General features: G+C 44.7%; 22 protein-coding genes. 16 read left to right on the forward strand and 6 right to left on the reverse strand.

Features of this window, described 5'->3' with window-relative positions:
- Positions 1 to 67: 67 nt before the first annotated feature.
- Positions 68 to 736 carry a hypothetical protein gene (locus Q5691_RS13410; RefSeq protein WP_333345188.1) on the reverse strand — a complete coding sequence of 223 codons (669 nt, stop codon included), beginning with the start codon at positions 734 to 736 and terminating at the stop codon, positions 68 to 70.
- Positions 737 to 826: 90 nt separating this feature from the next.
- Between Q5691_RS13410 and ispE the strand changes: the two genes are divergently transcribed.
- The 8 genes from ispE (at position 827) to Q5691_RS13450 (ending at position 6,561) form a co-directional block, all read left to right on the forward strand.
- A complete protein-coding gene (ispE, locus tag Q5691_RS13415) occupies positions 827 to 1,804 on the forward strand; it encodes a 4-(cytidine 5'-diphospho)-2-C-methyl-D-erythritol kinase (RefSeq protein WP_333345190.1) in 978 nt (325 codons plus the stop codon).
- Between the two features lie 183 nt (positions 1,805 to 1,987).
- The gene (locus Q5691_RS13420; protein WP_333215012.1) at positions 1,988 to 2,341 is read left to right on the forward strand and encodes a DUF3082 domain-containing protein; all 354 of its coding nucleotides are present in this window, start codon (positions 1,988 to 1,990) and stop codon (positions 2,339 to 2,341) included.
- A 75-nt stretch (positions 2,342 to 2,416) separates the two neighbouring features.
- Positions 2,417 to 3,043: a DUF488 domain-containing protein gene (locus Q5691_RS13425; RefSeq protein WP_333308898.1), complete on the forward strand. Its 627-nt coding sequence runs from the start codon at positions 2,417 to 2,419 to the stop codon at positions 3,041 to 3,043.
- A complete protein-coding gene (locus Q5691_RS13430; protein WP_333215009.1) occupies positions 3,021 to 3,473 on the forward strand; it encodes a DUF488 domain-containing protein in 453 nt (150 codons plus the stop codon). Before Q5691_RS13425 ends, Q5691_RS13430 begins: the two co-directional genes overlap by 23 nt.
- Before the next feature lie 65 nt (positions 3,474 to 3,538).
- Positions 3,539 to 4,219 carry a dual OB domain-containing protein gene (locus tag Q5691_RS13435; protein ID WP_333345192.1) on the forward strand — a complete coding sequence of 227 codons (681 nt, stop codon included), beginning with the start codon at positions 3,539 to 3,541 and terminating at the stop codon, positions 4,217 to 4,219.
- 105 nt (positions 4,220 to 4,324) lie between these two features.
- Positions 4,325 to 5,059: a hypothetical protein gene (locus tag Q5691_RS13440; protein ID WP_333345194.1), complete on the forward strand. Its 735-nt coding sequence runs from the start codon at positions 4,325 to 4,327 to the stop codon at positions 5,057 to 5,059.
- A gap of 298 nt (positions 5,060 to 5,357) precedes the next feature.
- Complete coding sequence (locus Q5691_RS13445; RefSeq protein ID WP_333345196.1) at positions 5,358 to 5,849, forward strand: ISAs1 family transposase; 492 nt, start codon at positions 5,358 to 5,360, stop codon at positions 5,847 to 5,849.
- 253 nt (positions 5,850 to 6,102) lie between these two features.
- Positions 6,103 to 6,561, forward strand: a complete 459-nt coding sequence (locus tag Q5691_RS13450; protein WP_333345198.1) for an ISAs1 family transposase — start codon at positions 6,103 to 6,105, stop codon at positions 6,559 to 6,561.
- Between the two features lie 368 nt (positions 6,562 to 6,929).
- Here the strand turns inward: Q5691_RS13450 and queC are convergent, their stop codons facing one another.
- Both queC and Q5691_RS13460 read right to left on the reverse strand, forming a co-directional pair.
- On the reverse strand, positions 6,930 to 7,604 hold the full coding sequence (gene queC / locus Q5691_RS13455) for a 7-cyano-7-deazaguanine synthase QueC (RefSeq protein ID WP_333308906.1): 675 nt from the start codon (positions 7,602 to 7,604) through the stop codon (positions 6,930 to 6,932).
- A gap of 240 nt (positions 7,605 to 7,844) precedes the next feature.
- Positions 7,845 to 9,185 (reverse strand): cytosine deaminase, encoded by a 1,341-nt coding sequence (locus Q5691_RS13460; RefSeq protein ID WP_333215001.1) that lies wholly within the window; start codon positions 9,183 to 9,185, stop codon positions 7,845 to 7,847.
- A gap of 319 nt (positions 9,186 to 9,504) precedes the next feature.
- On the opposite strand from Q5691_RS13460, the gene Q5691_RS13465 reads away from it, so the two are divergent.
- From Q5691_RS13465 to Q5691_RS13480, 4 genes are all read left to right on the forward strand, one after another.
- Complete coding sequence (locus Q5691_RS13465) at positions 9,505 to 10,413, forward strand: class I SAM-dependent methyltransferase (RefSeq protein ID WP_333345200.1); 909 nt, start codon at positions 9,505 to 9,507, stop codon at positions 10,411 to 10,413.
- Between the two features lie 357 nt (positions 10,414 to 10,770).
- Positions 10,771 to 12,018, forward strand: a complete 1,248-nt coding sequence (locus tag Q5691_RS13470; RefSeq protein ID WP_333214996.1) for a GTP cyclohydrolase II — start codon at positions 10,771 to 10,773, stop codon at positions 12,016 to 12,018.
- An 89-nt stretch (positions 12,019 to 12,107) separates the two neighbouring features.
- Positions 12,108 to 13,190, forward strand: coding sequence for an adenylate/guanylate cyclase domain-containing protein (locus Q5691_RS13475; protein WP_333345202.1), 1,083 nt, complete (start codon positions 12,108 to 12,110; stop codon positions 13,188 to 13,190).
- Complete coding sequence (locus tag Q5691_RS13480; protein WP_333214992.1) at positions 13,187 to 14,434, forward strand: URC4/urg3 family protein; 1,248 nt, start codon at positions 13,187 to 13,189, stop codon at positions 14,432 to 14,434. The genes Q5691_RS13475 and Q5691_RS13480 overlap by 4 nt, the downstream gene beginning before the upstream one ends.
- Positions 14,435 to 14,815: 381 nt before the next feature.
- Here Q5691_RS13480 and Q5691_RS13485 read toward each other — a convergent pair whose 3' ends face one another.
- Positions 14,816 to 15,391 carry a DUF4360 domain-containing protein gene (locus Q5691_RS13485; protein WP_333214990.1) on the reverse strand — a complete coding sequence of 192 codons (576 nt, stop codon included), beginning with the start codon at positions 15,389 to 15,391 and terminating at the stop codon, positions 14,816 to 14,818.
- A 600-nt stretch (positions 15,392 to 15,991) separates the two neighbouring features.
- On the opposite strand from Q5691_RS13485, the gene upp reads away from it, so the two are divergent.
- Complete coding sequence (upp, locus tag Q5691_RS13490; protein ID WP_333214988.1) at positions 15,992 to 16,627, forward strand: uracil phosphoribosyltransferase; 636 nt, start codon at positions 15,992 to 15,994, stop codon at positions 16,625 to 16,627.
- A 260-nt stretch (positions 16,628 to 16,887) separates the two neighbouring features.
- A complete protein-coding gene (locus Q5691_RS13495; RefSeq protein ID WP_333207029.1) occupies positions 16,888 to 17,094 on the forward strand; it encodes a hypothetical protein in 207 nt (68 codons plus the stop codon).
- Between the two features lie 409 nt (positions 17,095 to 17,503).
- Here Q5691_RS13495 and Q5691_RS13500 read toward each other — a convergent pair whose 3' ends face one another.
- Positions 17,504 to 19,426, reverse strand: coding sequence for a hypothetical protein (locus Q5691_RS13500; protein WP_333216537.1), 1,923 nt, complete (start codon positions 19,424 to 19,426; stop codon positions 17,504 to 17,506).
- A 34-nt stretch (positions 19,427 to 19,460) separates the two neighbouring features.
- A complete protein-coding gene (locus tag Q5691_RS13505; protein ID WP_333308915.1) occupies positions 19,461 to 20,804 on the reverse strand; it encodes a glycosyltransferase family 4 protein in 1,344 nt (447 codons plus the stop codon).
- Between the two features lie 76 nt (positions 20,805 to 20,880).
- On the opposite strand from Q5691_RS13505, the gene Q5691_RS13510 reads away from it, so the two are divergent.
- Together Q5691_RS13510 and Q5691_RS13515 are read left to right on the forward strand one after the other, a co-directional pair.
- Positions 20,881 to 21,351: a tetratricopeptide repeat protein gene (locus Q5691_RS13510; RefSeq protein WP_333216533.1), complete on the forward strand. Its 471-nt coding sequence runs from the start codon at positions 20,881 to 20,883 to the stop codon at positions 21,349 to 21,351.
- An 87-nt stretch (positions 21,352 to 21,438) separates the two neighbouring features.
- Positions 21,439 to 22,386, forward strand: coding sequence for a glycosyltransferase (locus Q5691_RS13515; RefSeq protein ID WP_333345234.1), 948 nt, complete (start codon positions 21,439 to 21,441; stop codon positions 22,384 to 22,386).
- The last annotated feature ends 137 nt before the right edge of the window (positions 22,387 to 22,523 follow it).

Raw genomic sequence — 22,523 nt, forward strand, 5'->3', positions numbered from 1 at the left:
GTCTGACCAGTTTTTTTTCAACAATTCTCTAAAAGCCTCTTGACAAAAGACTTACAGTCTTAACTTGTCACCAATGGAGCTGTTGAGTTTGACATTTTAACTCTGCGGTGCGTTCCTCAACGCGAATTTCTAATTCTTCTTTAGCTTTTTTTAGGGCAGCTTCTGCTAATTGGCGCTCGACAATTTCCGATGCTAGGAGTCGGTTGGCAAATTCTAGATGTTGCGTTTGAGACTTTAACTCTGCGGTGCGTTCCTCAACGCGAATTTCTAATTCTTCTTTAGCTTTTTTTAGGGAGGCTTCTGCTAATTGGCGCTCGACAATTTCAGCTTCTAGGAGTCGGTTGGCGGATTCTAACTGTGCGGGACTGGGAAGTGCTAGGGCTTGAGGCATTAAGTCTACCAAAAGTATGGCTGTAGCTAATGAAATAAGGGCAGTAATTGCTTTCATTGTTCCTGAAAGCCAATAGTTAGGATGCCAAAGTGTCCAGAGTTCAAATATGTGAGTGATGCCACAGGCGACGATAAAGGCTCCAAACAGGGCAAAGATCCAATCAAAAGGCAAATCTTCGCGTTTGGAAATAAAATAAACCAATGTAATCGGAATGGAAAAATACGCGAGTGCAATGATAGAATCTGAGGCAATGTGAAGCCCGACTAACGGGGTATGCCAGAGATAGCAGTGGCCGTGAGGAATAAATGGCCCGGAAGTAAAAAAAGTTTTCCACATTTCCTGCATAATATTTCCTTTGAGTTGTGAGAAAATGGACTCGGACTGGTGTCAATTAATTTCAACCAGGGGTTTCTTTCACCTGCGGCTTAATCACCTATGCGTTCATATTCTCTGCTAGCTTCAGCAAAAATCAATCTGTATCTGGAAATCATAGGCGATCGCCCCGACGGATATCACGAACTGGCGATGGTACTTCAAAGCATAGATTTAGCCGATCGAATTGACTTGCGCGCGATCGGTACGGACACGATTCGCGTGCGCTGCGATCACCCGCAAGTCCCTCCTGATAAGAATAACCTGGCCTACCGGGCGGCGGATTTGTTGGCGAAGCAATTCCCCGATGCTTTGGCGAAATACGGCGGAGTCGAGATTGCGATTCACAAACAGATTCCTGTGGCGGCGGGGCTTGCCGGGGGTTCTGCAAATGCGGCCGCGGTTTTAGTGGGGATGGATTTGCTGTGGCAATTGGGACTTACTCAGTCGGAGTTGCAAGAGTTGGGAGGAACTTTGGGTTCGGATGTGCCTTTTTGCATTGGGGGAGGTACGGCTTTGGCAACTGGTCGCGGGGATAAACTGTCGCCATTGCCCGATTTGGCAGGCTTTTCTGTGGTGTTGGCGAAGTACCGCAATCTCAGTATTTCTACTGCATGGTCGTATCAAACTTATCGCCAGCAGTTCAGTAGTTCCTATTGTGCAGCGGAAGATTTGGCGTGCCGCCGGGAACGGCTGCATTCGGGCCCGATGGTGGCGGCGATCGCCCAAAAAGATCGATCAAAAATTGGTCAATTGCTGCATAACGATTTAGAAAAAGTTGCTTTGCCCGTGTACCCGCAGGTGTTGCAGTTGCGGGAGGCTTTTGAGTCGGCGGGGGTTTTGGGGACGATGATGTCGGGTTCCGGGCCGACGGTGTTTGCGCTGGCGGAGTCTCCAGAGCAGGCTCAGCAGGTTGTGGAACGGGTTAAAAGTGCGATCACTTCTCCCGATTTGGATTTTTGGGTAGCACAGTTTAGCAATACTGGGATTCGGATTTTTTCGGAGGAAAATGATCTAAAAGCGCCGATTCCGAGGGTGTAACTCGAAGATGGTGCGATCGCGATCGCCCGTTAAACCTGTCTAACAGGCGAGGATCAAGGTTAATCTAACTTTTCGCAGAGTCTATTGAGATCGAGGAACTGATAATATGTGATGCAACACCGATTTTAGTTTTGGTGAATTAACCAGAAATCTAAAATCTAAAATCTAAAATCTAAAATCGCCATGACTGATTTAACTAATCCAAATTCTACTTCTAAACCTCTGAGTTCGGCTGGAGATGCAACCTCTGCATCTTCCACGCCGCCGACGATTTTGCGGTGCGTGATGGGTTCCCTGATCGCGGGCGGCTTTGCGGCGGCTTTGTACGCGCTAACTTTGTCGATCGTCCAAACTTTTGCAAATTCCCCGATTCATTCTGACAATGTGACTGCGATTAATATTGGCGCGGCTGTGCGAACTTTAGTTATGGGGATTGTGGCTTTGGGTGCGGGTGTTTTTGCTTTTGCATCTTTGGGTTTGATGCTGCTGGCTGTGCAACTTTTAATTCAAAAGTTGCTTAAAAAACCCACAGGTTGAAGTTTACAGGTTGAAACCATCTGGATACACAAATTCTCCTCCGCAAGGCAAAGACTGAATAGTAAGATCGAAGCAATGGAATTATTTACTATCGGACACTCCAATCTGAGTATTGAAGCGTTTGTTTTGCTGCTGCAACAACACAGAATTACGGCGGTTGCGGATGTGCGATCGCATCCTTTTAGCCGCTATTTACCTCATTTTAATAAATCCGAAATTAAAGCTTCTCTGTCAAGTTTTGGCATTCAATATGTTTTTTTAGGCAAAGAGTTGGGCGCGAGACCAGAGGATTTAAGCTGTTACGATACTAGCGGCAAAGCTTTATACGATCGCATAGCAGCAACTCCTCTATTTTCCGCAGGAATTCAGCGCCTGCTAAAAGGCGCCGCCAATTATAAAATCAGTTTAATGTGTGCGGAAAAAGACCCGATTACTTGTCATCGGACTATTTTAGTTTGCCACAAGTTGAAAGATTTTAACTTGCAGATTAATCATATTCTGTCCGATGGCAATTTAGAAGCGCACCAGCATTTAGAAGAAAGACTTTTGAGCAAGTTTAACAAAGGAAAAAAAAATAATGAGCCAATTCAGCTAAGCTTGTTTGAATTAGAGCCTCAAGTTAAACAGGAAGTAGTTGATTTAGAAACCGCTTATTATCGTCACGGATTGGAAATCGCTTATGTCACAAAAGAAAGCAATTAATTTATTTACAATTGGTTTTACTCAAAAAAGTGCGGAGGAGTTTTTTGGGATTTTGATGAAAGCGGGAGTCCGCAGGGTAATCGATACACGGCTGAATAATGTATCACAGTTAGCAGGTTTTGCTAAGCGGAAAGATTTAGAATATTTTCTGCGAACCATTGGTAATATTGAGTATGTTCATGTGCTGGATTTAGCGCCGACTCAAGATATTTTGGATGATTATAAAAAGAAAAAGGGAGATTGGGATGTTTATGAAAAGAAGTTTTTGGAGTTGATGGGCGATAGACAAATTGAACACAAGGTTTCCTCGGATATTTTAGACTGCGGGTGTCTGCTTTGTAGCGAACCAAAACCTCATAATTGTCACCGCCGCTTAGTTGCTGAATATCTCAGCGATAAGTGGAAAAATGTCACAATTAATCATCTTTGATTTAGTGAAAATATTAGATAAGTGTGGGATGAATCTAAAATCTACAATCTAAAATCTAAAATCGAATGACTCGGATAATTTGTCTCGCTAATTCCTGGAAACGCGGCGACAGGTGCATCGCCGGAATTAATGAACTTCAAGGTAAGTGGGTGCGTCCGGTTTCCGACTTACCAGATGGCCAAATTCCTAAAGAAATGCGGCAGATAAATAGACTTGAACCCGCGTTGTTAGATGTTCTAGAAATTCCTCTGGCAAAGACGGGGCCGGACTTTGACTTTGAGTGTGAAAATCTTTCTGTTTTACCGGGAAAATGGCGGCAAGTAGGGAAAGTTCCGCCAGCATATTTGCTGAAATATTGCCAGAGTCAAGAATATATTTTGCACAACGATTTGCGATATGTTACGGTGGAATATATGCAGTCTTTGCCAAGGTGCGATCGCCTAACTTTGCAATTAGTCAAAGCAGTAAGATTTACGGTAAAAAAGTTAAGTCAAAGATTTGAAGGGGGTAATAAATGGGAAGGATCTATTGTCACGCATCAGGGTCAAAGATTGACTGCAACAATTACCGATCCGGTGTTTATTAGAAAGTTAGAATTGGGGTATCGACCGCAAAAAGCTTGTTTGGTAACAGTGAGTTTGAGTATGCCTTGGCGGCCCGATGATTGGGAGGGGGATGACCCTTGTTGGAAGTTGATTGCGGGTGTGGTAGAGTTGCCGGAAGATGTTGTTGATGATGAAATTTAGTTTTGACCAAAATGGGCGATCGATTATTTATTTCTTTTTATTTACCGCAAAAACTCTGTTCGTGGTATAATTCTGCGGGACTGTAGCAGGAAGGGGTGCTTTTTGATGAAAGCAGAATTTTATTTTGACTGTCACAAATATATTTGCAGTTTAGTTCAAGTAGATTTTGTCAAAGAATTAAAAATAAAAAATCATCAAGGTTTTGTTTTGGCTGTTAAGCAAGGACAAAAGATTGGACTGTTGGGAAAAAGTCGCCATAATGCTAAACAAGTTGATGTATCTAAGCCGCATTTTTATAATGTAATTAAAGCGGCTATGAGCGCTTTGGAATTAGAAACTAAAAATGAGGTGATATTAGAGAGAAATCGAACTCTTGCTGATGCCGAAGAAATGATTCAGCAGCAAAACCGAGAAATTCGCGTTCTCAACGAACAGATTAGAATGCTTGCAACTAAGGTTGAGGAATTGTCAAGGGAAAAGCAGCAGTTATCCATGCAGCTAGTAGACAAGGAAATCAGAGAAACTGCAATTAGTCAAGAACTTGATGATTTCCCTGCTTTCGAGGAAGATTTAGTGGGGGCGGAAATTGAGCAGGAGCTTGAAGAAACTGAAATTAGTAAAAAAATCGAAGAATCGTCGGTTCAAACTTCTGGGTTGGACGTGCAGTTAATAGAAAATCTACCGGATTATGAGGGAATTGATGAAAAGGAACTAATGACCGAAAGCGATGTTAAAAGTGTCACTGTAGAAATTAGAGAAGAAGTAGAATTTCAAGGAGGCGAAACAGAAATTAAGCGGCTGCCTAAAAGAGGTTCCCAGAGAAGGATGAGAAAGAAATAATGAGCATATATATTTTCTAGAGTGTGAGGCGCTATTTATAGCGAAAATGTGCGCCATATACACGCTAAATATAGAGTTTATGCGTATCTATTGTGCATTTTTTATTCCTCGCTCTGTGGCAAATCTTTTCTAATTATTGTCGGAAACCAACTGACGGCTGCTCTTTGTCCGATTGCCCTGCTTTGTTCAATAAATCCGGGTACTTCTGCGATCGCCAAAAATGGAAAAGCTAAACTTTGAGCAGCACGATTGTATTTTCCATCAGGGCGAACGCATCTAAATTTTATGTTAACAGAATATGGTATATTGGAGCAGAGTTATTGAGCATCTAAAAAATATTCAATTAGAGCTTAGCATTATGAAACTCAAACCTAAAATCACCATTGCCGACCATTTTTCCGACTTAGAAGATCCCAGAATTGAGCAAACGAAGCATCATCAATTAATTGATATTATCACCCTTTCAATTTGTGCTGTGATTTGCGGTGCTGATACATGGGTGGATATCGAAAGTTACGGGCGTGCTAAATACGAATGGTTAAAGAAAATTTTAGAATTGCCGAATGGCATCCCTTCGCATGACACAATTGCGCGAGTATTTTCTCGCCTCAAACTTGAGCAATTTCAGAAATGTTTTTTGAGTTGGATTCAATCTATTAGCTGCTTGAATCCCGGAGAAGTAATCGCACTTGATGGCAAAACTCTTCGCCATTATTACTCACGGGGAGGAGACAAAAAAGCGATTCATATGGTCAGTGCTTGGGCGACCAGTCAAAGATTAGTTTTATGACAAGTTAAGGTTGATAAAAAGTCTAATGAAATCACAGCTATTCCGGCTTTACTCAAAGTATTAGAATTGAAGGGAAGCATTGTCAGTATTGATGCTATGGGCTGTCAGAGATAAATTGTGAAGTCAATTGTCGAACAAGGAGGAGATTACGTAATCACCTTAAAAAAGAACCAACCATCCCTGTATGCCAGAGTAGAAGAGTTGTTTAAACAAGCAATTATACAAGGATTTTCGGGATTTACACATACAGCTCATGCGACGAAGAAAGAGAATAATCACGGTCGCTAAGAAATCAGACATTACAACCATGTTAAGTGACATCAAAGAGCGGATAGATCCCGACAATCAATGGGAGAAGCTTCATAGTATAGGTATGATAGAATCCGTAAAAATAGTGAAAGGAAAAACAACTATTGAAACTCGTTATTATATTAGTAGTTTACCAAATAATGCTCAAAGATTTGGTGAATCAGTCCGCAGCCATTGGGGAATTGAAAATTCTTTACATTGGGTATTAGATGTGGGTTTTCGTGAAGATGATTGTCGAATTAGCAAAGATAATGCTCCGCAAAACTTTGCTATGATTAGACACATCTCGCTTAATCTTTTGAATCAAGAAAAAACCTCAAAAACCGGAGCCAGAAATAAGCGACTTCCAGCCGGGTGGGATGATGACTATTTGACTAAGATTCTCGCTGTTGCAGTTACCTAAATTCTCACAAATAACTCATTAATAACTATTATACAACTTGTAAACAGTGGTTGTAATATTTTTATTGTCTCAAAATTAGCATTAAGTAAAAACCACCATGAATTAGTTCCTATTTTATCTAAAAAGTCATTACAAAGCGTATCGGTAGTTTCTAAGAATGGTGAATTTATCTCAAAATATACTCACCACTGATGAACAGTGTTCAATAAGATGCGTTCCCCCTGGGTCAACCGGAAGTTGAGGATGAGCCGGAAGCTAAATAAGCAGCCTGAATTTTAGTCTTGTTTGTAAGGTGCGTCAGGCTTGAAGCGAGTACGAAATAATTAGGTTTTACCTCTGACGCACCCTACGAAATGCGTAAGTCCTGTTTAAGCGTAAGGCACCGGATCTTTCAGCCCCAATTCCTCAAAAGCCACCAGCCGCAGGCGACAAGAATCGCAAACACCGCAGGCATTTTCCCCGCCTGCATAGCAAGACCAAGTTTGCTCCCAAGGTACTCCTAATTTGTTGCCTAATTGAATAATTTCTGTTTTTTTAAGTTCGATCAAAGGTGTTACAATATTAATAGGTTCTCCTTCTCTTCCCTGCTTTGTTCCTAACCGAAATACTTCCTGCATTGCTTGGATGTAATCGAGGCGGCAGTCTGGATAGCCGGAATAATCTAAAGCGTTGACGCCGATGTAAATGCGATCGGCTTCTAGAGTTTCTGCGTAGGCCAGGGCAAAGCTGAGAAAGATCGTATTTCTGGCAGGAACGTAGGTAATGGGGATGTTTTGAGACATTTCTGCAAGATTGCGCTCGATCGGCAATTCCATCTCATTATCCGTCAAAGCCGAACCGCCCCAAAGCGTTAGGTCAAAGTTTACCACCTGATGTGCCTTAACTGCGGCCGAAAGTGCGATCGCCTTTGCTGATTCCAACTCCCGCCGATGTCTTTGCTTGTAGTCAAAGGAAATAGCGTAACACTCGCAGCCGTCGGCTTTGGCTTGATACAAAACTGTTGAGGAATCCAGCCCTCCCGACAATAAAATAACTGCTTTCACTTAAAACATCCTCACTCGAATTAGCTTTTATATTTATATCAAAATAGTGGCGAATTGACAATATACCAATGCTAAATGCTTTGTAAAACCTACATATTACACCATTGTCAAGAACGGGCATCTTGCCCGTTCCACAAAACTCAATTAACTGTTTCCCGGCTCTGCATACTAACGAGTAGAAAGAAAATTCATCTTTTGTGGAACAGGCATCTTGCCTGTTCTTGATATTCGTACAAAATGTCAGATTTCCGTTGCTAACAAGTCGTCTAGTTCGCGGTAATCGGGCAAAGTTGTCTCAATTTTAATGCCCTGCCGCAAAACTGTGCGATCGCCCTGCGCTCTAGATAACAATTCGCTGAAATTCCGAGCCTTAAACAAAATCAAATCAGCAGGTAAACCCACTGCAATTCGTCCTAAATTCGGCAATCCCATTAAATCTGCTGGAGTCTTTGTCACTGCACAGGGCCAGTCTCCATAAGGCCTATCTAAATGAGCGATACGGACTGCCATATTAAAAACTTCTAAAACATCGTGATCGCCAAATCCGTAAAACGGATCGCGACAATTGTCGCTAGCAACTGCAACGGGAATTCCTGCTGCTTTGAGTTCGTGCACTAGCGTCACTCCCCGCCAGCGCGGTGTATGCTCAGATTCTCGGTCTTGCAGGTAAAGGTTGCACATCGGCAAGCTGACAATGCCAATATTTGCTTCCTTGACTAATTCCATAGTTTCTGTTACTAAATCTGAGGGTTGTACGGCTAAACTACAGCAGTGTCCGCAGATAATTTGACCGGAAAATTTATGGCGGATGGCGGTTTTTGCGACTTCCCGCAGTGTTACTGAATCTGGATCGTCGTTTTCGTCGGTGTGGAAGTCGAGGTTTAAATTTCGTTCTTTGGCTAAGGCAAAAACTCGATCGAGTTGTTTGTCTAAGTCGGGATTCATATAGGCGACGCCGCCGAGAATCCCGCCGATTTGGGCTATGCGATCGGCTAATTTTTCGCCGGCGGGTGTCAGGTAATAGTCGAGGGAAACCAAGGAAACTGCTTGCAAGATCAGCCGATCGCCCCATTCGGCTTGCAGCGCTTCAAATACTCCCAAACTAACAGTTCCCTGTTCGCCCGCGCTGTCGATGTGAGTGCGGATAGCCTTGGTTCCGTGGGCGTAGCTGCACTTTAGTCCGAACTCCATTCGCCGGTAAACATCGTCTGCATTCCAGTTTTTTTGAGCGTCAGCGCCTACGGCTTCGATCGCGCTGGCAAAAGTTCCATCGCGATTGGGCGATCGTTCCCAAATGTGACCTTTGTCTATATGAGTGTGCATATCCACAAAACAAGGCCAAACTAAGCCGCCCTGCAAATCTATAACTGGGATATCTCCAGAGGAGGATACAGGTTTTGTACCTGCTGGAGTAATGTGGGTGATCGTCCCTGCTGCAATTTCCAAATCCACCAAACAAAAATTGTTCTCACTCCCCGTTGTCGCCACAGTAGAAGCTGAGGGCGCGATCGATTTCATCTCTAGAAGAGACGCGGGCACGCGAGCATTTTTGAGGAAATAATTAGATGTACTTGGCAACATTAATTTTGTGAGTTAGTATTTTCCTAAGAATTTAGCGCAACCGCAAAAACGCTACCGACAATCATTGTCTGTTGAGCGTCAGTTGTTTTATCGGTAACAAATGCTACCTTCTCAGTCTAACCATTTAGACATAAAATTGTACAACGCCGATCGATCGGGGGCCGAGCGCCAACAAGCCGAGCATCTACAAACACTGATTTGCAAATAAACCTAGTGTTCGATCTGCTTGCATGGGTGTACTCTACCAGCTCAGCTAATGGTAATAAATTGTGGTAGTTCCACTGCCCTTAGCAACTGTACAAATCATGAAACTGAAACTATGCAAAAATTTACAAATTGCCCAGTTTGCAGCTCCCAAAAAATCAGCTTCCTGTACACAGCGGGGACAGCCCGCCACCCAAAAGAGGCTCCTAAATGGTCAGTTTACGGATGCGAAGATTGTGGCTTAGTATTCGTAAATCCACGCCCGACATGGGATGAACTGAGCGATTATTACCCCGAAGGCTGGCAGTGCTACAATACTTACGTACCAGACGAAGAAGACGTAGTAAAAAAAGCCAAAAAACTCAATGAATACCGACACATTCCTATCCCTGTAGGCAAGCGGCTGTTAGACGTAGGATGCGGGGGAGGTTCCATTATCCAAGTCTTCAAAAAACTCGGAGTTGAGGTGGCAGGAATTGAGCCTAGCTCCTCAGCAGCAGCAGCAGCCAGGGAATGCGGTATCGATGTTTTCACTGGCACTGTAGAAGAATACGTTGCAGAAAAAGGTACTGACGAAAAGTTTGATGTCATACTCTGTTCACACGTTTTGGGAGCAACGCCTTTGCCTGCAGAAACACTCGACTGCATGAGACAATTGCTGGCTCCAAACGGTTACATTTGGGTGGCTGTACCGAACGCGGACAGCCCATACGCGCGGCAACTGGGCTGGCGCTGGCACAGCACCGATTATCCTTACAATCTGATCGGTTACACTCCAAAAACCTTGGCTCTAGCCGGCGAAAAGGCAGGTTTGGCAATTCAGCGAAATTACACCTACTCTTTGCCGGATAGCCTTCGTTACTCTATCTGTTTGTGGCTGCGCTATCGGTGGTTTGTACCGCACAAAGTTACCCGATTCTTCCTTTCTGAAGAACGTGTTGAGCGCATGGCGAAGGAATTGGACTCGCGCGGGGAAGGTGAGGCAATTATAATGGAATTCTGTCACCCTCAAAGCCTGGATTAAGACGTTTTTACCAAAAGTATTTGATTTGAGATTTGAGATTTGAGATTGAGTGCACGTCGGCGGCTCAGAATCTCAAATCTTTTTTTTCGCGCATATCTTAAAACTTCAAAGTTGGCGTTTGGCAGTTGTGCTGGCTTTGGTGTTGGCTATACTGGGAAAGATTGAACTCTGGACTTATATCAAATCCGACGAAAACCTCCTATTATCGTGAAACCCAAGCCGAGAAAAGGTTGTGTGTGGGTAGCGCGATTGTTTCAACCCTGGAGGTGTGTACTGTTGGTATCATAAATCACTGCTTCAAATTGCAATTTCACTTTCAACTAACAGCAGCATCCATAGTAAGAGCCAAAAACAACTGTGTCAAAACCCAAGCATATAGTTTTAACATCCCATCCCGACAGATCCGGCACAAAACCTCATCCCATCCACTGGGGAGAAATCGATCCGCTGAAACGGGGGCCTGTGATTGGTAGCCTTACCAAATCGTCTCACCGGAATGCGATCGGCACTCATTCGGGTTCCTACTCAGTTTATCGCGCGCTAGCAGTTGCTTCTGGCGCACTCCAAGCAGATCACCGCCCCGATTTTACCAACACCTCTCCGGCCGCACACATCGGGCCACACGCGAGTTGGGGCGATCACAATTTGATTGTTTCTCTCGATCCCTTTGGGGGTTTGGTTAGCGAAGTTTATACTTCATTTCTCCAGCAGGGATATGATATTCGACCGACAATTGCTGTCACTAAAGCTCACATTAATATGCCGGAATTGCAAGATGCCATCGCTAAGGGGCGAGTGCAAATTGATGGCAAAATAGTCAAAGCAGGTGGCAATTTAGCAGTAACTAAAGTTGCGATCGACCCGGTTTGGTATTTGCCGGGAATTGCTCGGCGGATTGGGGTTCAAGAAAGCGTTCTCCGCCGTGTTCTGTTCGAGCAAACAGGCGGAATGTTCTCGGATTTAGTGACGCGGCCGGACTTACACGTTTTCTTGCCACCAATTGGCGGAACTACGGTTTATATTATTGGCGATGTCGCGAATATTTCGGACCCGGATAAGCAGTTGGCGGTACGTGTACATGATGAATGCAACGGTTCAGATGTTTTCAGTTCCGATATCTGCACTTGTCGCCCTTATTTGGTACACGGGATGGAAATTTGCATCCAAACGGCCCAATCAGGCGGTTCTGGGGTAATAGTTTACTTCCGCAAGGAAGGGAGAGCTTTGGGGGAAGTGACTAAGTTTTTGGTGTACAATGCCAGAAAACGGCAGGAAGGCGGCGATCGCGCTGATGCCTATTTTACACGCACTGAATGTGTGGCGGGAGTTCAAGATATGCGGTTTCAAGAACTAATGCCAGACGTGCTGCACTGGTTGGGGATCTCTCGAATAGACAGTTTAGTTTCGATGAGCGATATGAAATACAATGCGATTATCAATTCTGGCATTCAGGTGGTCGATCGCATCCCCATTCCTGAAGATTGGATTCCCGCAGACGCACAAGTCGAAATCGTCGCCAAAAAAGCCGCCGGCTACTACACGCCTGACCCTGTGCCAGATGCTACAATTCTTGCAGAAGCGATCGGACGCGATTTAGGAGATTAAGAGGGCAAAGACGCGACCGATGGGACGCGAACAATCGCGTCTTTGCTAAATGAAATTTATTGCTGGTTTTTGATCAGTCAGGGTAGGTTATGGCTAATTTGCGTTCTAGTGTGATCGTAAAAACAGATATTTGTGGATATACCGCCAGAGTCAAAAAATTATCTCAGTCGGACTTAAGTAGTTTGTTAAACGAGCATAAAACTTTTGTTTCAGATATTAGCGCCAGAAATGAAGGCAGCGTGATCAAAGGGGAAGGTGATTCATTTTGGATAATTTTTCCCAGCGTCACAGCAGCGGCAGTAGCAGCCATAGAAATGCAGCAAGAATTGAGAGCGCAACAATCTAGCAAGGCGAACGACGAACGATTGGCTATTCGCGTGTCGATTACATTAGGAGATGTCTTGCATCAAGATAAAGATATCTTTGGCGATACGGTGAATTTAACAGCGCGCATAGAATCTGTAACTCCGCCGGATGAAATATATTTGTCCCAAGCAGCATGGCTGGCGCTCAACAAAGCAGAAGTGCAAACGTCTTTTGTCAACGAGTTTTCTTTGAAAGGGATGAGCGAACCTGAAAAAGTATACAAAGTTGACCAAAGTTACAAAACGCGAATCATCAAGAATCAAGCAATCATTAAAGCAGATTTGAGAGGTTTTATAGCTTATCAAGAATCTAATTCTATCAAAGATGTGGAATATTTGCTCACCAACTTTGATACTTTTGAAAAAACAATTTGCGAAGAATACGGTGGCACCATTCGGAGTATTGTTGGGGATTCGCATTTGTTGACTTTCCCGGAAGCTCACTCAGCCTTAGCGGCAATGGAAAGTCTGTGCGAGAATTGGAAACTTTTTATTGACGCCAATCAAATACCTTGTGGCTTGTCGGTGGGAGTTGCTAAGGGAAATTTATATATATTTCGGTCTTGCACTTACGGAAAAGATATTCACATAGCCGACAGACTGGAAGATTTAAGTAAAATAGTAACTCCGGGTAGAGAAAGAAATTCGGTGATAGTTTCCGATCAAATAAAACGCGAAGTCAGCGGATCGAAGTGGGAATATAAGCTGATAAAAATCGATAAAAATGTGATTTTAGATAATCTTTTAGATTACACTCAGTTTGACTTTTTTCAAGAAAACGATGTTTATCGGTGTTTGGTTACATGAAGTTGCAAAATATTGAACTTGAGATTGTAGAATATCTGAGAACGCCGGCTGCTATTCGCCAAAAGTGCGATCGGCTTTTTGATTTAGCTCGCCAGGACAAACTCCGCTACTTCCGCGTCGATTTATCCCAACTCGACAAAGCAGCAAATTATGTAATTGACACAACGCGCCAACAGTATCCCGATTTTAACATTCCCTTTCACAGTCGCTGGCGACATTTTGAAGCTGGCAACTTGTCGCGACTCGCCGAATTGAATGCAGCTTTAGCAGAATTTGCACTCATAGAGCAAGCTAAAATCAAATTTGATTTAGCAATTATCAGCGTTTTGCTTGATGCCGGTGCTGGTGCAGATTGGCAGTATTGCGAACCTGAAACCGGACAGGTTTACCGCCGTTCTGAAGGGTTAGCAATAGCCAGCTTGCGGATGTTTTGTCAAGGTGTTTTTTCCAGCAATCCCGCTTTTCCTTGGCAAGCTGATTTTCGCGGACTTTCTCAATTAAAACTAGAAACCTTAGCTGCTGGATTTCAGGTAAGTCGAGACAATCCGCTAGTTGGTTTAACAGGCAGATTAGAATTATTGCAGCGTTTGGGAAATGCGATTTGCCAGCATCCATTATTATTTGGCAGCGAAAACCCGCGTCCCGGTAATTTGGCAAAATACTTGCTCGACAGTCGGGTTTATGAAACCAAAACTGTGAATGCTGCGGTTGTGTTGAGCGCTGTTTTGACAGGTTTTGGGGAAATTTGGCCGGGAAGATATGCAATTGGTGGAGTCAATTTAGGCGATGTTTGGCAGCATCCGGCTTTAACAGGAGAAAATCTGGGAGATGAATTCGTGCCGTTTCACAAACTCTCGCAGTGGTTGACTTATTCGCTGTTGGAACCCCTGCAAGAACTTGATTTAGAAGTCACGGGATTGGATGAGTTAACGGGATTGCCGGAGTACCGCAACGGCGGTTTGTGTTTGGATATCGGGCTGCTGCGGGCAAAAGATTCGGCTATTTTTGAACAGAGTTACTTGCCGGGTTCGGAAGTTATAGTAGAATGGCGATCGCTGACTGTGAATCTTTTAGATAAAATTGCCGCAGCTATTCGAGAAAAGCTGCATTTGAATAAGACAGAATTGCCGCTGGTGAAGATTTTGCAAGGAGGAACTTGGGCGGCGGGGCGAAAAATTGCGGGGGAATTGAGGGCTGGTGGAGTGCCACCAATTCAGATTGAAAGTGACGGCACTGTGTTTTAGAGAGAAGAAGGAAGTTCGGCAACGGATTCTATAACGGATGTAACGGATGTCAGGAAGAAGAAAAAGGGAAGTTCGGCAACGGATTCTATAACCGATGTAACGGATGTAACTCACATCTTGCACCATTCTCAAGAACGGGCTCTCCGGCCCGTTCCACAAAGAGTAGATTTTCTTGTGGAACAGGCATCTTGCCTGTTGCTGACAATGGTGCAAGATATCAGATGTAACGGATGTCAGGAAGAAGGAAAAGGGAAGAGGGAAGAGGGAAAAAGCAAGAGGGAAGAAGCAAGAAGGAAGAGGGAAAATGATTCCCTCTTCCAACTTAAAATTCAAAATTCAAACCTGAAAACAATACCTCACACTACACTCCCAACAAGCTGCTTAGCGACAAGTGCGATATTTGACGTGATAAACTAAACCGCGATGGGCCAAATCGAAGGAGTCAACGGTGGCCATGCCGGCACCGCGGGCTGTCATCGAAGCATTTACTCTCATATTTACACTGTCGCCGCAGCGAGACCAAACATTAGCTACAGTGGCTAAGCTATCTCGAACATTGTAGTTAGTTTCGCCGCTGAGATTCCGATTAAAAACTGGGCCACGGGCGCCAGCGAAAAAGTATTCTGCCCGCAGGTTGCCTGTGGTTTTAGGAGCGACGTAGCCGCGGTAATCAGCATCGTAGATAGAAATTTGGTAGCCTTGGGGTACTTTGATGGGAATGCTCAGATTGCAGCTTTTCCGGCTTTCTGTTGAGACATTTCCCAGGGCTGCAAACTTGTCAAATAGGATGGTGAGTTCTTGACCGTCGGGGCTGACGCTGACGCTGGCGGAGCGATCGGGGCAACCGCTACCGCCGTAGCTTGCACCTAAAATTTGAACGGCCGCCGGATTAGCCAAGGTGGGGCTGATAGAAGCAGTCATTAATGCCGTAGCTAGCAATAGTTTTACAAACTTCATGGATGTTCTCCTTAATAAGTTCAGTGGTGTGTTAGGAGCACCCTAAAAAAATAGAACTGAATTTAGGTAATCTGTTTTCAACTTGGATATTGCCGCCTTCATGTTGCAAGATGAAAAGCCAGTCAAGCCAAGCTTATAACCTCATGTGCAGTTCCTATTCAGGTTTTTTCGATTAGTGAATTAATCGAAAAAATAGGTTTTATGTTGATACTTCTTAAGATTCATATCTGTTGGTAAAAGTTCCGGAAGATTTCGGTGCGAAACTCCGGATCTGTGTTATTGGGTTGGGATGGAGTGCGAGACAGCGAAACCAGTGGGGAGGCTTTTGAACCCGGATCTGCGTTCTTAGGAAGAGTGCGGGAAAGAGAGGAAACGAGATAATGACATATTTGCGTATTTTCAAACCTCGCATACTTAGTGTCGCACTGGGCGGATGAAAGGCAATTGTCGGAGCGAATTTTATGCGCGCATTCGTGTTTTTAATAGGGGCTTGATATAAGTATTCCTGGAGGGAAGGGGGGCAGAGACCGGGTTTTTTTCGCGTCAAGAATGCCTCAATGGCTGATAAGTTAGAATTAAGCAAATTAATTATTCAAAAAAATGAGTGCTAAAGTTACTGTCATCGACCATCCTTTGATACAGCACAAGTTAACTCTCATGCGGCAAACTCAAACGAGCACGGCGAAATTTCGCCAACTGCTGAAAGAGATTGGAATGCTGCTAGCCTATGAAGTGACGAGAGATTTGCCGCTAAAATACGAACTAATAGAAACGCCGATCGCCAAAATGAATGCACCTGTGCTGGCTGCAGAAAAGAAAATTGTGATTATTTCGATTATGCGCGCTGGTCAGGGACTGTTAGATAGTATTTTAGAGCTGATTCCGTCTGCGAGGGTAGGACATATTGGTTTGTACCGCGATCCGACAACTCGGATGGTGATTGAATATTATTTCAAAGTTCCCCAGGATATCGAACAGCGAGATGTTTTAATTGTCGATCCGATGCTGGCTACTGGTAATTCAGCAGTGGCGGCAGTGGATAGGCTGAAAGAAGTTAATCCGAAGTCTATTAAATTTTTGTGCTTGCTGGCAGCGCCGGAGGGAGTGGGGCACTTTCACGAACAACACCCTGACGTGCAGATTTATACGGCTGCTGTTGACGAGTGTTTGGACGAGCACGGCTATATTGTACCTGGACTGGGAGATGCGGGCGATCGACTTTACGGCACTATGTGAATTCAATCAAATTATTTTCTGCTGTATATGCCAATACATTCATTTAAAAATAAGTTTACTAACATAATCATTGGTTTGATAGTGCCATACAATGTAAATTGTAAAATTTTAATGTCAGGAAAAGCCTATATATAACAATGGTTGTAGGGCTTTCTTACATTAAATTCGTAAATTGCATAATCTAGATGTATTTACTGCATTTGATGGTTAAATTCTATGCCTTTAGTGTAATTAATTGCCAGAATTAGTTATTAAAATAGATGTATGATGCTAACCGTTTGCGATCGACTACTAACATTTTTTTGACGAGGGAAAAAACAATGGAGACTACAGCACAGAAAGAAGCCCCAACTCAGCCTGTTGAGGAAGTGAAAATTCAGAATATCAACAGTTTGGAGTTTGAGCTTTGGGCTAAAGCAGTGAAACGGCAGATGATTGCAGCACTCTCTAAAAAGGGCGCGATTTGACATCTCTGGGTTTTTTATGCACAGGTTGTGTTAATTAATTAAATTAACAAAATTTTTGTCTGCATTGTTGTCCGAGTTCGAGAGGAGTAAGGGTAAGAGTTTTGAGATTGCGCTGCTTTCGTAGTTGCGGGAGGGGCAAAAGAAATAATTTTCCTTTTTCCTAGTTTTGGACGTACAGGTGGAAGGAAGCCGGGTTTTTTTACGAAAATACTTCTGTTGCGATCGGCAGAAATGGTAAAAAACCCCGGTTTCTTTGTGTCAAGAGTGTCTCCGGGAGTGTTCTATAGCAATCCTTGCAGGAGTCGTAAATTTTTTACCCCACCCCAACCCTCCCCTTATCAAGGGGAGGGAGTAAGAAATTCACAAATGATGCGAGGATGGCTATATCTGCCGAATGCTTTCGACCAGATTACGATCGCTTGTCAACCGCCGCCAGCAAGCGCAGACTTCCGTCTTGAATCTGCACTGCTTTCACCGTTCCCACAGCAACTCTTTGTTGACCGTTAGCCATCGCTACCTCAATTTTAATCTTGGGGTCAGCCTGTAATCCTAGCCGCCCCCAGAGCCACTTGACTTGGGTAGCAGGAAAAGAGCTCACTTCTACATCAGAAAATGGTGAATTAACCCAGCGGCTACCGTCGTAAAAACTCGCTACCTGCACCTGATACCAAACTTGTTCTCCTGCCAATTTTAACTCATTGTTCGGTTCTGGTTCCAGCCACTCAGCGGGATTGACACTGTTAATTAAAGTAGCAGAACCCATAATTTGACTCTTGTGGTCTTCTAAACTTTCCGCCTGAGAAACTGCTTCCTGAAGTTTGTTGACCAAATTCCGAATTCGAGTTCTTGTTTCGCTGTCAGTATCTGATTGCTGGTCGAGCCAATTCATCGCCTCACGAGTTCCGTCTTGAGACGCTACAATCAGGGCGCCCCAAGCCTTGACATCGGCGTCAGCGGCATTTACTCTCAAGGCTGCATCGATGCGGTTCCAGATCCGCCCGCTGTCATTTTTGAGGGTGGTGGCTATTTCGTGACTGTTACTCGGATCGGCTTCAAATACTTGCAAAGCTTCACTCCAGCGGCCGTCGATCAATTCTGCGAGAACTTGTTGACCGGGACTGGCCCAAGATGCGATCGCCTGAGCACGAGTAATTTTAGCGTGAAATTCGATCGTTTCTAGCTGAGCTTGCGCGACAGCCGGCCAATTTTTGCCAGCTTTCCCCTTCGCCACACGCATGACATTTAATGCTGGAGACCACAGACCGCTTTTGGCAAGTCGCAGCCCATTTTTGTAAGTCTCGTCATTGAAGGCAAATTCTTCTAAAGAAATCGCGGTTAACTGAACTGGGTTGGGCAAAAATTTGCGCGGGCCAATTTGATAAAGGGTAAATTGTGGCTCTAAACCAACTGTTTGGTCGATCGCCAACTGCGGGTTTTCGCCCTTAACAATTTGCTGCCAATTCGGCGGTTGTCCAGCCGCACTGGCCCACTCCAACAGCGGCATTAAATGATTTTGGCTGGGGTTGTAGCGAACGACTTGTCCGTAGGGAATTTTCTTTTCGCCCTGCTTTAGTTGACCACTGACATTAAACCAAATGCCGGAGGCGGGGGGCTTTCCGTCAAATCGCCGCAGTTCTGTTAGGGGTAGGGACTGATTGGAGGCTTGATTGTTAGATGTAGAGTCAGCTAAAGAAGCAATGACAAAAGATTCCGCAGGGCCTTCTAGATTCACAGAACTTGCTAGCTGAAAATACTGCTCTTTATCGGAACTGCGATCGGGAAGCTGCACCCGCTTGTACACCCGAAGTTCGACAATTTGACGACAAGGATTTTTGCAAACAGTAGAAGCCTTAACAGTTCTTTCTACCATTACCGGCAATAGCAAATCGGAAATAGAATTATCGCGGGATTGATCGACGGGAAGCGGCAGGGCTTCTCCGGTTACGAATCCCAATTTGCGGATGCTGGCTTTGATTTGATCGAGAGTTTGGATCGAATCTCTACTACCTGTAGGCAGGCGCGACCATTCCGGCACAAACTGAGAGATCAACTTGTTGCCATTGGGATCGACAATTAGCTGATAACTCAGCCAAGCGCCGCCTCCCATTAAAGCTGCACAGCCACACAAGACGCTGAGGGCTGTCAAATTAGTTATCAGTCTTTTCCAGGGATATCTGGCGCGAGTTCGGGGAGTAGGTATTGGACGCTGGGACTCTTGAAGATTTTTGGGGCGTCGGGTTTGGCGACGGCGTCTTGTCGGGGGAGGAGCAACTTTGGGATTTTCTGGGGGTTTGGCTCGATTTTTTGAGGGGTTAATTTTGTGTTCCATCATGCCATTTTAGAATTTAGATTTTAGAATTTAGAGTTTAAAATTGCAATAGCCGATCGTACTGCCGACCTATGATATCCCAAGTGTATTGGCTGTCAACGAGCGATCGAGCGTTGACAGAGATCTCCTGTCTTAGCTGCTGATTTTCAAACAAACTGGCGATCGCCTCAACATACTCGTGAACTTCGTTCGCCCGCAAGGCCCTTGTCGGTTGTGGGCCGCCATCGACGACTAAACCCTCCAAACCTCGATCGCTAGCAACCACGGGAGTTCCCGCAGCCATCGCCTCCAAAGTTTTATTTTTAATCCCAAAACCAATCCGCATTGGCACCACACAAACAGCAGCTTGATGCAAATATTCTGCCACCCTTTGCACCCGACCTACTACTTGAATTCCCGGAAGTTCCCCCAAGGCGATCACTTCCGGGACTGGCGAAGCCCCGACTAGGATGAGGGTAGCATCGGGATACCGCTGCTGCAAAGGCGGCATTATTTGCAAACTGAGAAACCTCGCCGCGTCAATATTGGGCAAATTGTTCATTGCGCCTGCAAAAATTAAGGTGTGTCCTCCCGGATCGATCGATCGATAGGGAAATTGAGTTAAATCCACGCCGTTAGGAATTACATCTATGGGAGGTACAAAAAAATCTTGTTTTCCTCGCACTCGAACCGGAGGCAACAGTAATTCGAGGAGTTGCTCTCTGTCTGTGGATGTTGTCGCGACAATGCGGGAGAATTTGGCACAGTAGCGTTTTTCGTAGCGGGCGAGTAGGGGTAAATTTAGTCGATCGCGCAGGGGTTTTTCGGAGGTGCCGGTTGCTAACATTTCCCTGCAAGTTCCCCAAACGGAACTGTGAATGTTTGCTACTGTCAACAGTTTTTGCCGCCATTCTGGACGCACGTAAATCTCGTTAACGCTGTGTTCGCAGGTGACAGTATCGCATTTGCCTGCTGTTACCAATTCGTCTGCCCAATTCTGCATTGCTTGGGAGTAGCTTGAGAGTACGTTTGGAGGTGTCCCGGACAACAAAAATCGACTGAATCTGTGGAATTTTCCTATTATTTCAGAGAACCCCCCCTCAGTCCCCCCCTTATTAAGGGGGGGAGGTAAAAATCCTTCCTCAGTCTCCTGCTGGAGTCTTAGCCCCCCCTTAGCAAGGGGGGGTTGGGGGGGTGTCTGCGGATGGGGAAAAACTGCCAATTCTGCAACTTGCTGGCGCAATGCGTCGATTTGTGCATTGGTGACATCGGGCGATCGTACAGTGCCGAGAATTACCTCATGCCGCTGGCTCAAGTATTGTAATAAATTAAACGTCCTTACCTGAGTTCCTCCGCGGCTTGGCGGATAGGGAAAAGTCGAGGAAAGCATCAAAATCTTCATGGGATGTGGAATAAATAAAGTTGCCGCTTGCGCGATAAAATTAATTGATAAAATCTTTTTAACAATCTTCGCACCTATGGACGAATTATCTGTTAAGGCGCTGCTCGAAGACTTGAAAAAGCCCGACGAAATCGTGCGCGATCGGGCAACTACAGAACTCTGGCGCACTTGGTTTAACCAGAAGGGTGAGTATGGGATGCAAATTCTCAGGCGATCGCAAGTTTCGCTGGATGCAGGCGATGTTCACCACGCTTTGGATTTGCTGACGAAATTGATTGCGGAAGCGCCGGATTTTGCGGAAGCTTGGAACCGACGCGCCGTACTTCACTATACTCAAGGAAATTATAAAAAGTCGATCGAGGACTGCGAAATTGTCCTCAAACTGAACCCGGTACATTTTGGGGCGTTGCACGGTCTGGGTTTGTGCTACGCTGCCTTGGGAGAATACCTAAATGCTATTCAAGCTTTTCGTCGCGCTTTGGAAATTCAACCTTTTGCTTTGGTGAATCAAAAGTTAATTCTCGAATGTACGGCTCGTTTAAATTAAAATACATAGGGCATTGGGCATTGGTGGTTTATTTCCCTGGACTGAAGTGCGAATTTTTTCCACAATCTAAAATTGAAAATAGTCGTAGTGCCGAAAATTAGCGTTTGCATTCCTACTTACAATCGAGTGCATCTGCTGGCTTGTGCGATCGCCAGCGTGCTAGCTCAAACTTATACAGATTTTGAATTAATTATCTGTGATGACGGTTCTACTGACAGCACTCCTTTGTTGATGTCGGAATTTGTCGATCGCGGGATTCGTTACATTCGCCACCCGCAGAATATCGGCAAAAGTAATAATATGCGATCGGGCTTTGCGGCAGCAAGGGGCAAATATTTTATCAAGTTTGACGATGACGATCGCCTGAGCGCGCAATTTTTAGAGCGGACATCTGCTATTTTAGATAAAGATCCCAGCATCGATTTTGTCAGTACAGATCACTGGGTGATTGACATTAACAATTATATTGATGCAAACCAGACGAAACTCAATTCGCAGCGGTGGGGGCGCACCGAGTTGTCGGCTGGAATTATTGAAGATTTGCTATCGGCAGTGTTTCTGAGACAGAGTTTGCAAATAGGGGCAACTTTGTTTCGCCGCCGCGCGCTGGAAGAAGTAGGATTTCTGCGGCCGAATTTGCAAAATTGCGAAGATAACGATTTGTTGGTGAGACTTGCGATTGCGGGCAAAAAGTGCTATTACTTGCCGGAGCTGTTGATGGAGTATCGATTTCACGCAGGACAGCAAGGAGTCGATCGGGCAATTCCGTATTTAAGCGATAAATTGCGCTATTTAACAGGCTACGAGTTTGAGTCGGAGACGTTGGAAACTGTCAGGCTCAAAAGGATTGCAGAAACTCAATTAGCGCTAGGTTTGCGACTGATTGAGGTGGGTGAAACTGCAAAAGGACGCCTGATGGTGCGAGCTGGAAAGTCGGTTTCTGCGGCGAAAATGTGGGCGGGTTTGGGATTGTCGTTGCTGCCCGTCGAGTTGCGTCCCAGGGCGTTTGAGCTTGTGCGAGAGTTGATGAAATAACCATCAATAATAATTATTCATTATCAGCCGCGGATAATATATTAATTTTAATTAGAGTACGGGGTTTTGTCTGGCCTTGAGATTTGATCAGATTATGCTAGAGCAAGAACTTGCCGGGGATTGTTCCGAGAGTTTGC

The sequence above is a fragment of the Microcoleus sp. w1-18aA5 genome (assembly GCF_036701705.1).
Lineage (GTDB): Bacteria > Cyanobacteriota > Cyanobacteriia > Cyanobacteriales > Microcoleaceae > Microcoleus.

What these genes read in the sequence shown, in the direction of transcription:
- Q5691_RS13440 (WP_333345194.1), top strand. Translation starts at nt 4,325, where the DNA reads ATGAAAGCAGAATTTTATTTTGACTGTCACAAATATATTTGCAGTTTA.
- Q5691_RS13505 (WP_333308915.1), bottom strand. Translation starts at nt 20,804, where the DNA reads ATGAAGATTTTGATGCTTTCCTCGACTTTTCCCTATCCGCCAAGCCGC.
- Q5691_RS13485 (WP_333214990.1), bottom strand. Translation starts at nt 15,391, where the DNA reads ATGAAGTTTGTAAAACTATTGCTAGCTACGGCATTAATGACTGCTTCT.
- upp (WP_333214988.1), top strand. Translation starts at nt 15,992, where the DNA reads ATGAGTGCTAAAGTTACTGTCATCGACCATCCTTTGATACAGCACAAG.
- Q5691_RS13450 (WP_333345198.1), top strand. Translation starts at nt 6,103, where the DNA reads ATGCGACGAAGAAAGAGAATAATCACGGTCGCTAAGAAATCAGACATT.
- Q5691_RS13435 (WP_333345192.1), top strand. Translation starts at nt 3,539, where the DNA reads ATGACTCGGATAATTTGTCTCGCTAATTCCTGGAAACGCGGCGACAGG.
- Q5691_RS13475 (WP_333345202.1), top strand. Translation starts at nt 12,108, where the DNA reads ATGGCTAATTTGCGTTCTAGTGTGATCGTAAAAACAGATATTTGTGGA.
- Q5691_RS13460 (WP_333215001.1), bottom strand. Translation starts at nt 9,185, where the DNA reads ATGTTGCCAAGTACATCTAATTATTTCCTCAAAAATGCTCGCGTGCCC.
- Q5691_RS13430 (WP_333215009.1), top strand. Translation starts at nt 3,021, where the DNA reads ATGTCACAAAAGAAAGCAATTAATTTATTTACAATTGGTTTTACTCAA.
- Q5691_RS13500 (WP_333216537.1), bottom strand. Translation starts at nt 19,426, where the DNA reads ATGATGGAACACAAAATTAACCCCTCAAAAAATCGAGCCAAACCCCCA.
- Q5691_RS13425 (WP_333308898.1), top strand. Translation starts at nt 2,417, where the DNA reads ATGGAATTATTTACTATCGGACACTCCAATCTGAGTATTGAAGCGTTT.
- ispE (WP_333345190.1), top strand. Translation starts at nt 827, where the DNA reads ATGCGTTCATATTCTCTGCTAGCTTCAGCAAAAATCAATCTGTATCTG.
- Q5691_RS13480 (WP_333214992.1), top strand. Translation starts at nt 13,187, where the DNA reads ATGAAGTTGCAAAATATTGAACTTGAGATTGTAGAATATCTGAGAACG.
- Q5691_RS13510 (WP_333216533.1), top strand. Translation starts at nt 20,881, where the DNA reads ATGGACGAATTATCTGTTAAGGCGCTGCTCGAAGACTTGAAAAAGCCC.
- Q5691_RS13445 (WP_333345196.1), top strand. Translation starts at nt 5,358, where the DNA reads ATGGTATATTGGAGCAGAGTTATTGAGCATCTAAAAAATATTCAATTA.
- Q5691_RS13420 (WP_333215012.1), top strand. Translation starts at nt 1,988, where the DNA reads ATGACTGATTTAACTAATCCAAATTCTACTTCTAAACCTCTGAGTTCG.
- Q5691_RS13495 (WP_333207029.1), top strand. Translation starts at nt 16,888, where the DNA reads ATGTATGATGCTAACCGTTTGCGATCGACTACTAACATTTTTTTGACG.
- Q5691_RS13410 (WP_333345188.1), bottom strand. Translation starts at nt 736, where the DNA reads ATGCAGGAAATGTGGAAAACTTTTTTTACTTCCGGGCCATTTATTCCT.
- Q5691_RS13465 (WP_333345200.1), top strand. Translation starts at nt 9,505, where the DNA reads ATGCAAAAATTTACAAATTGCCCAGTTTGCAGCTCCCAAAAAATCAGC.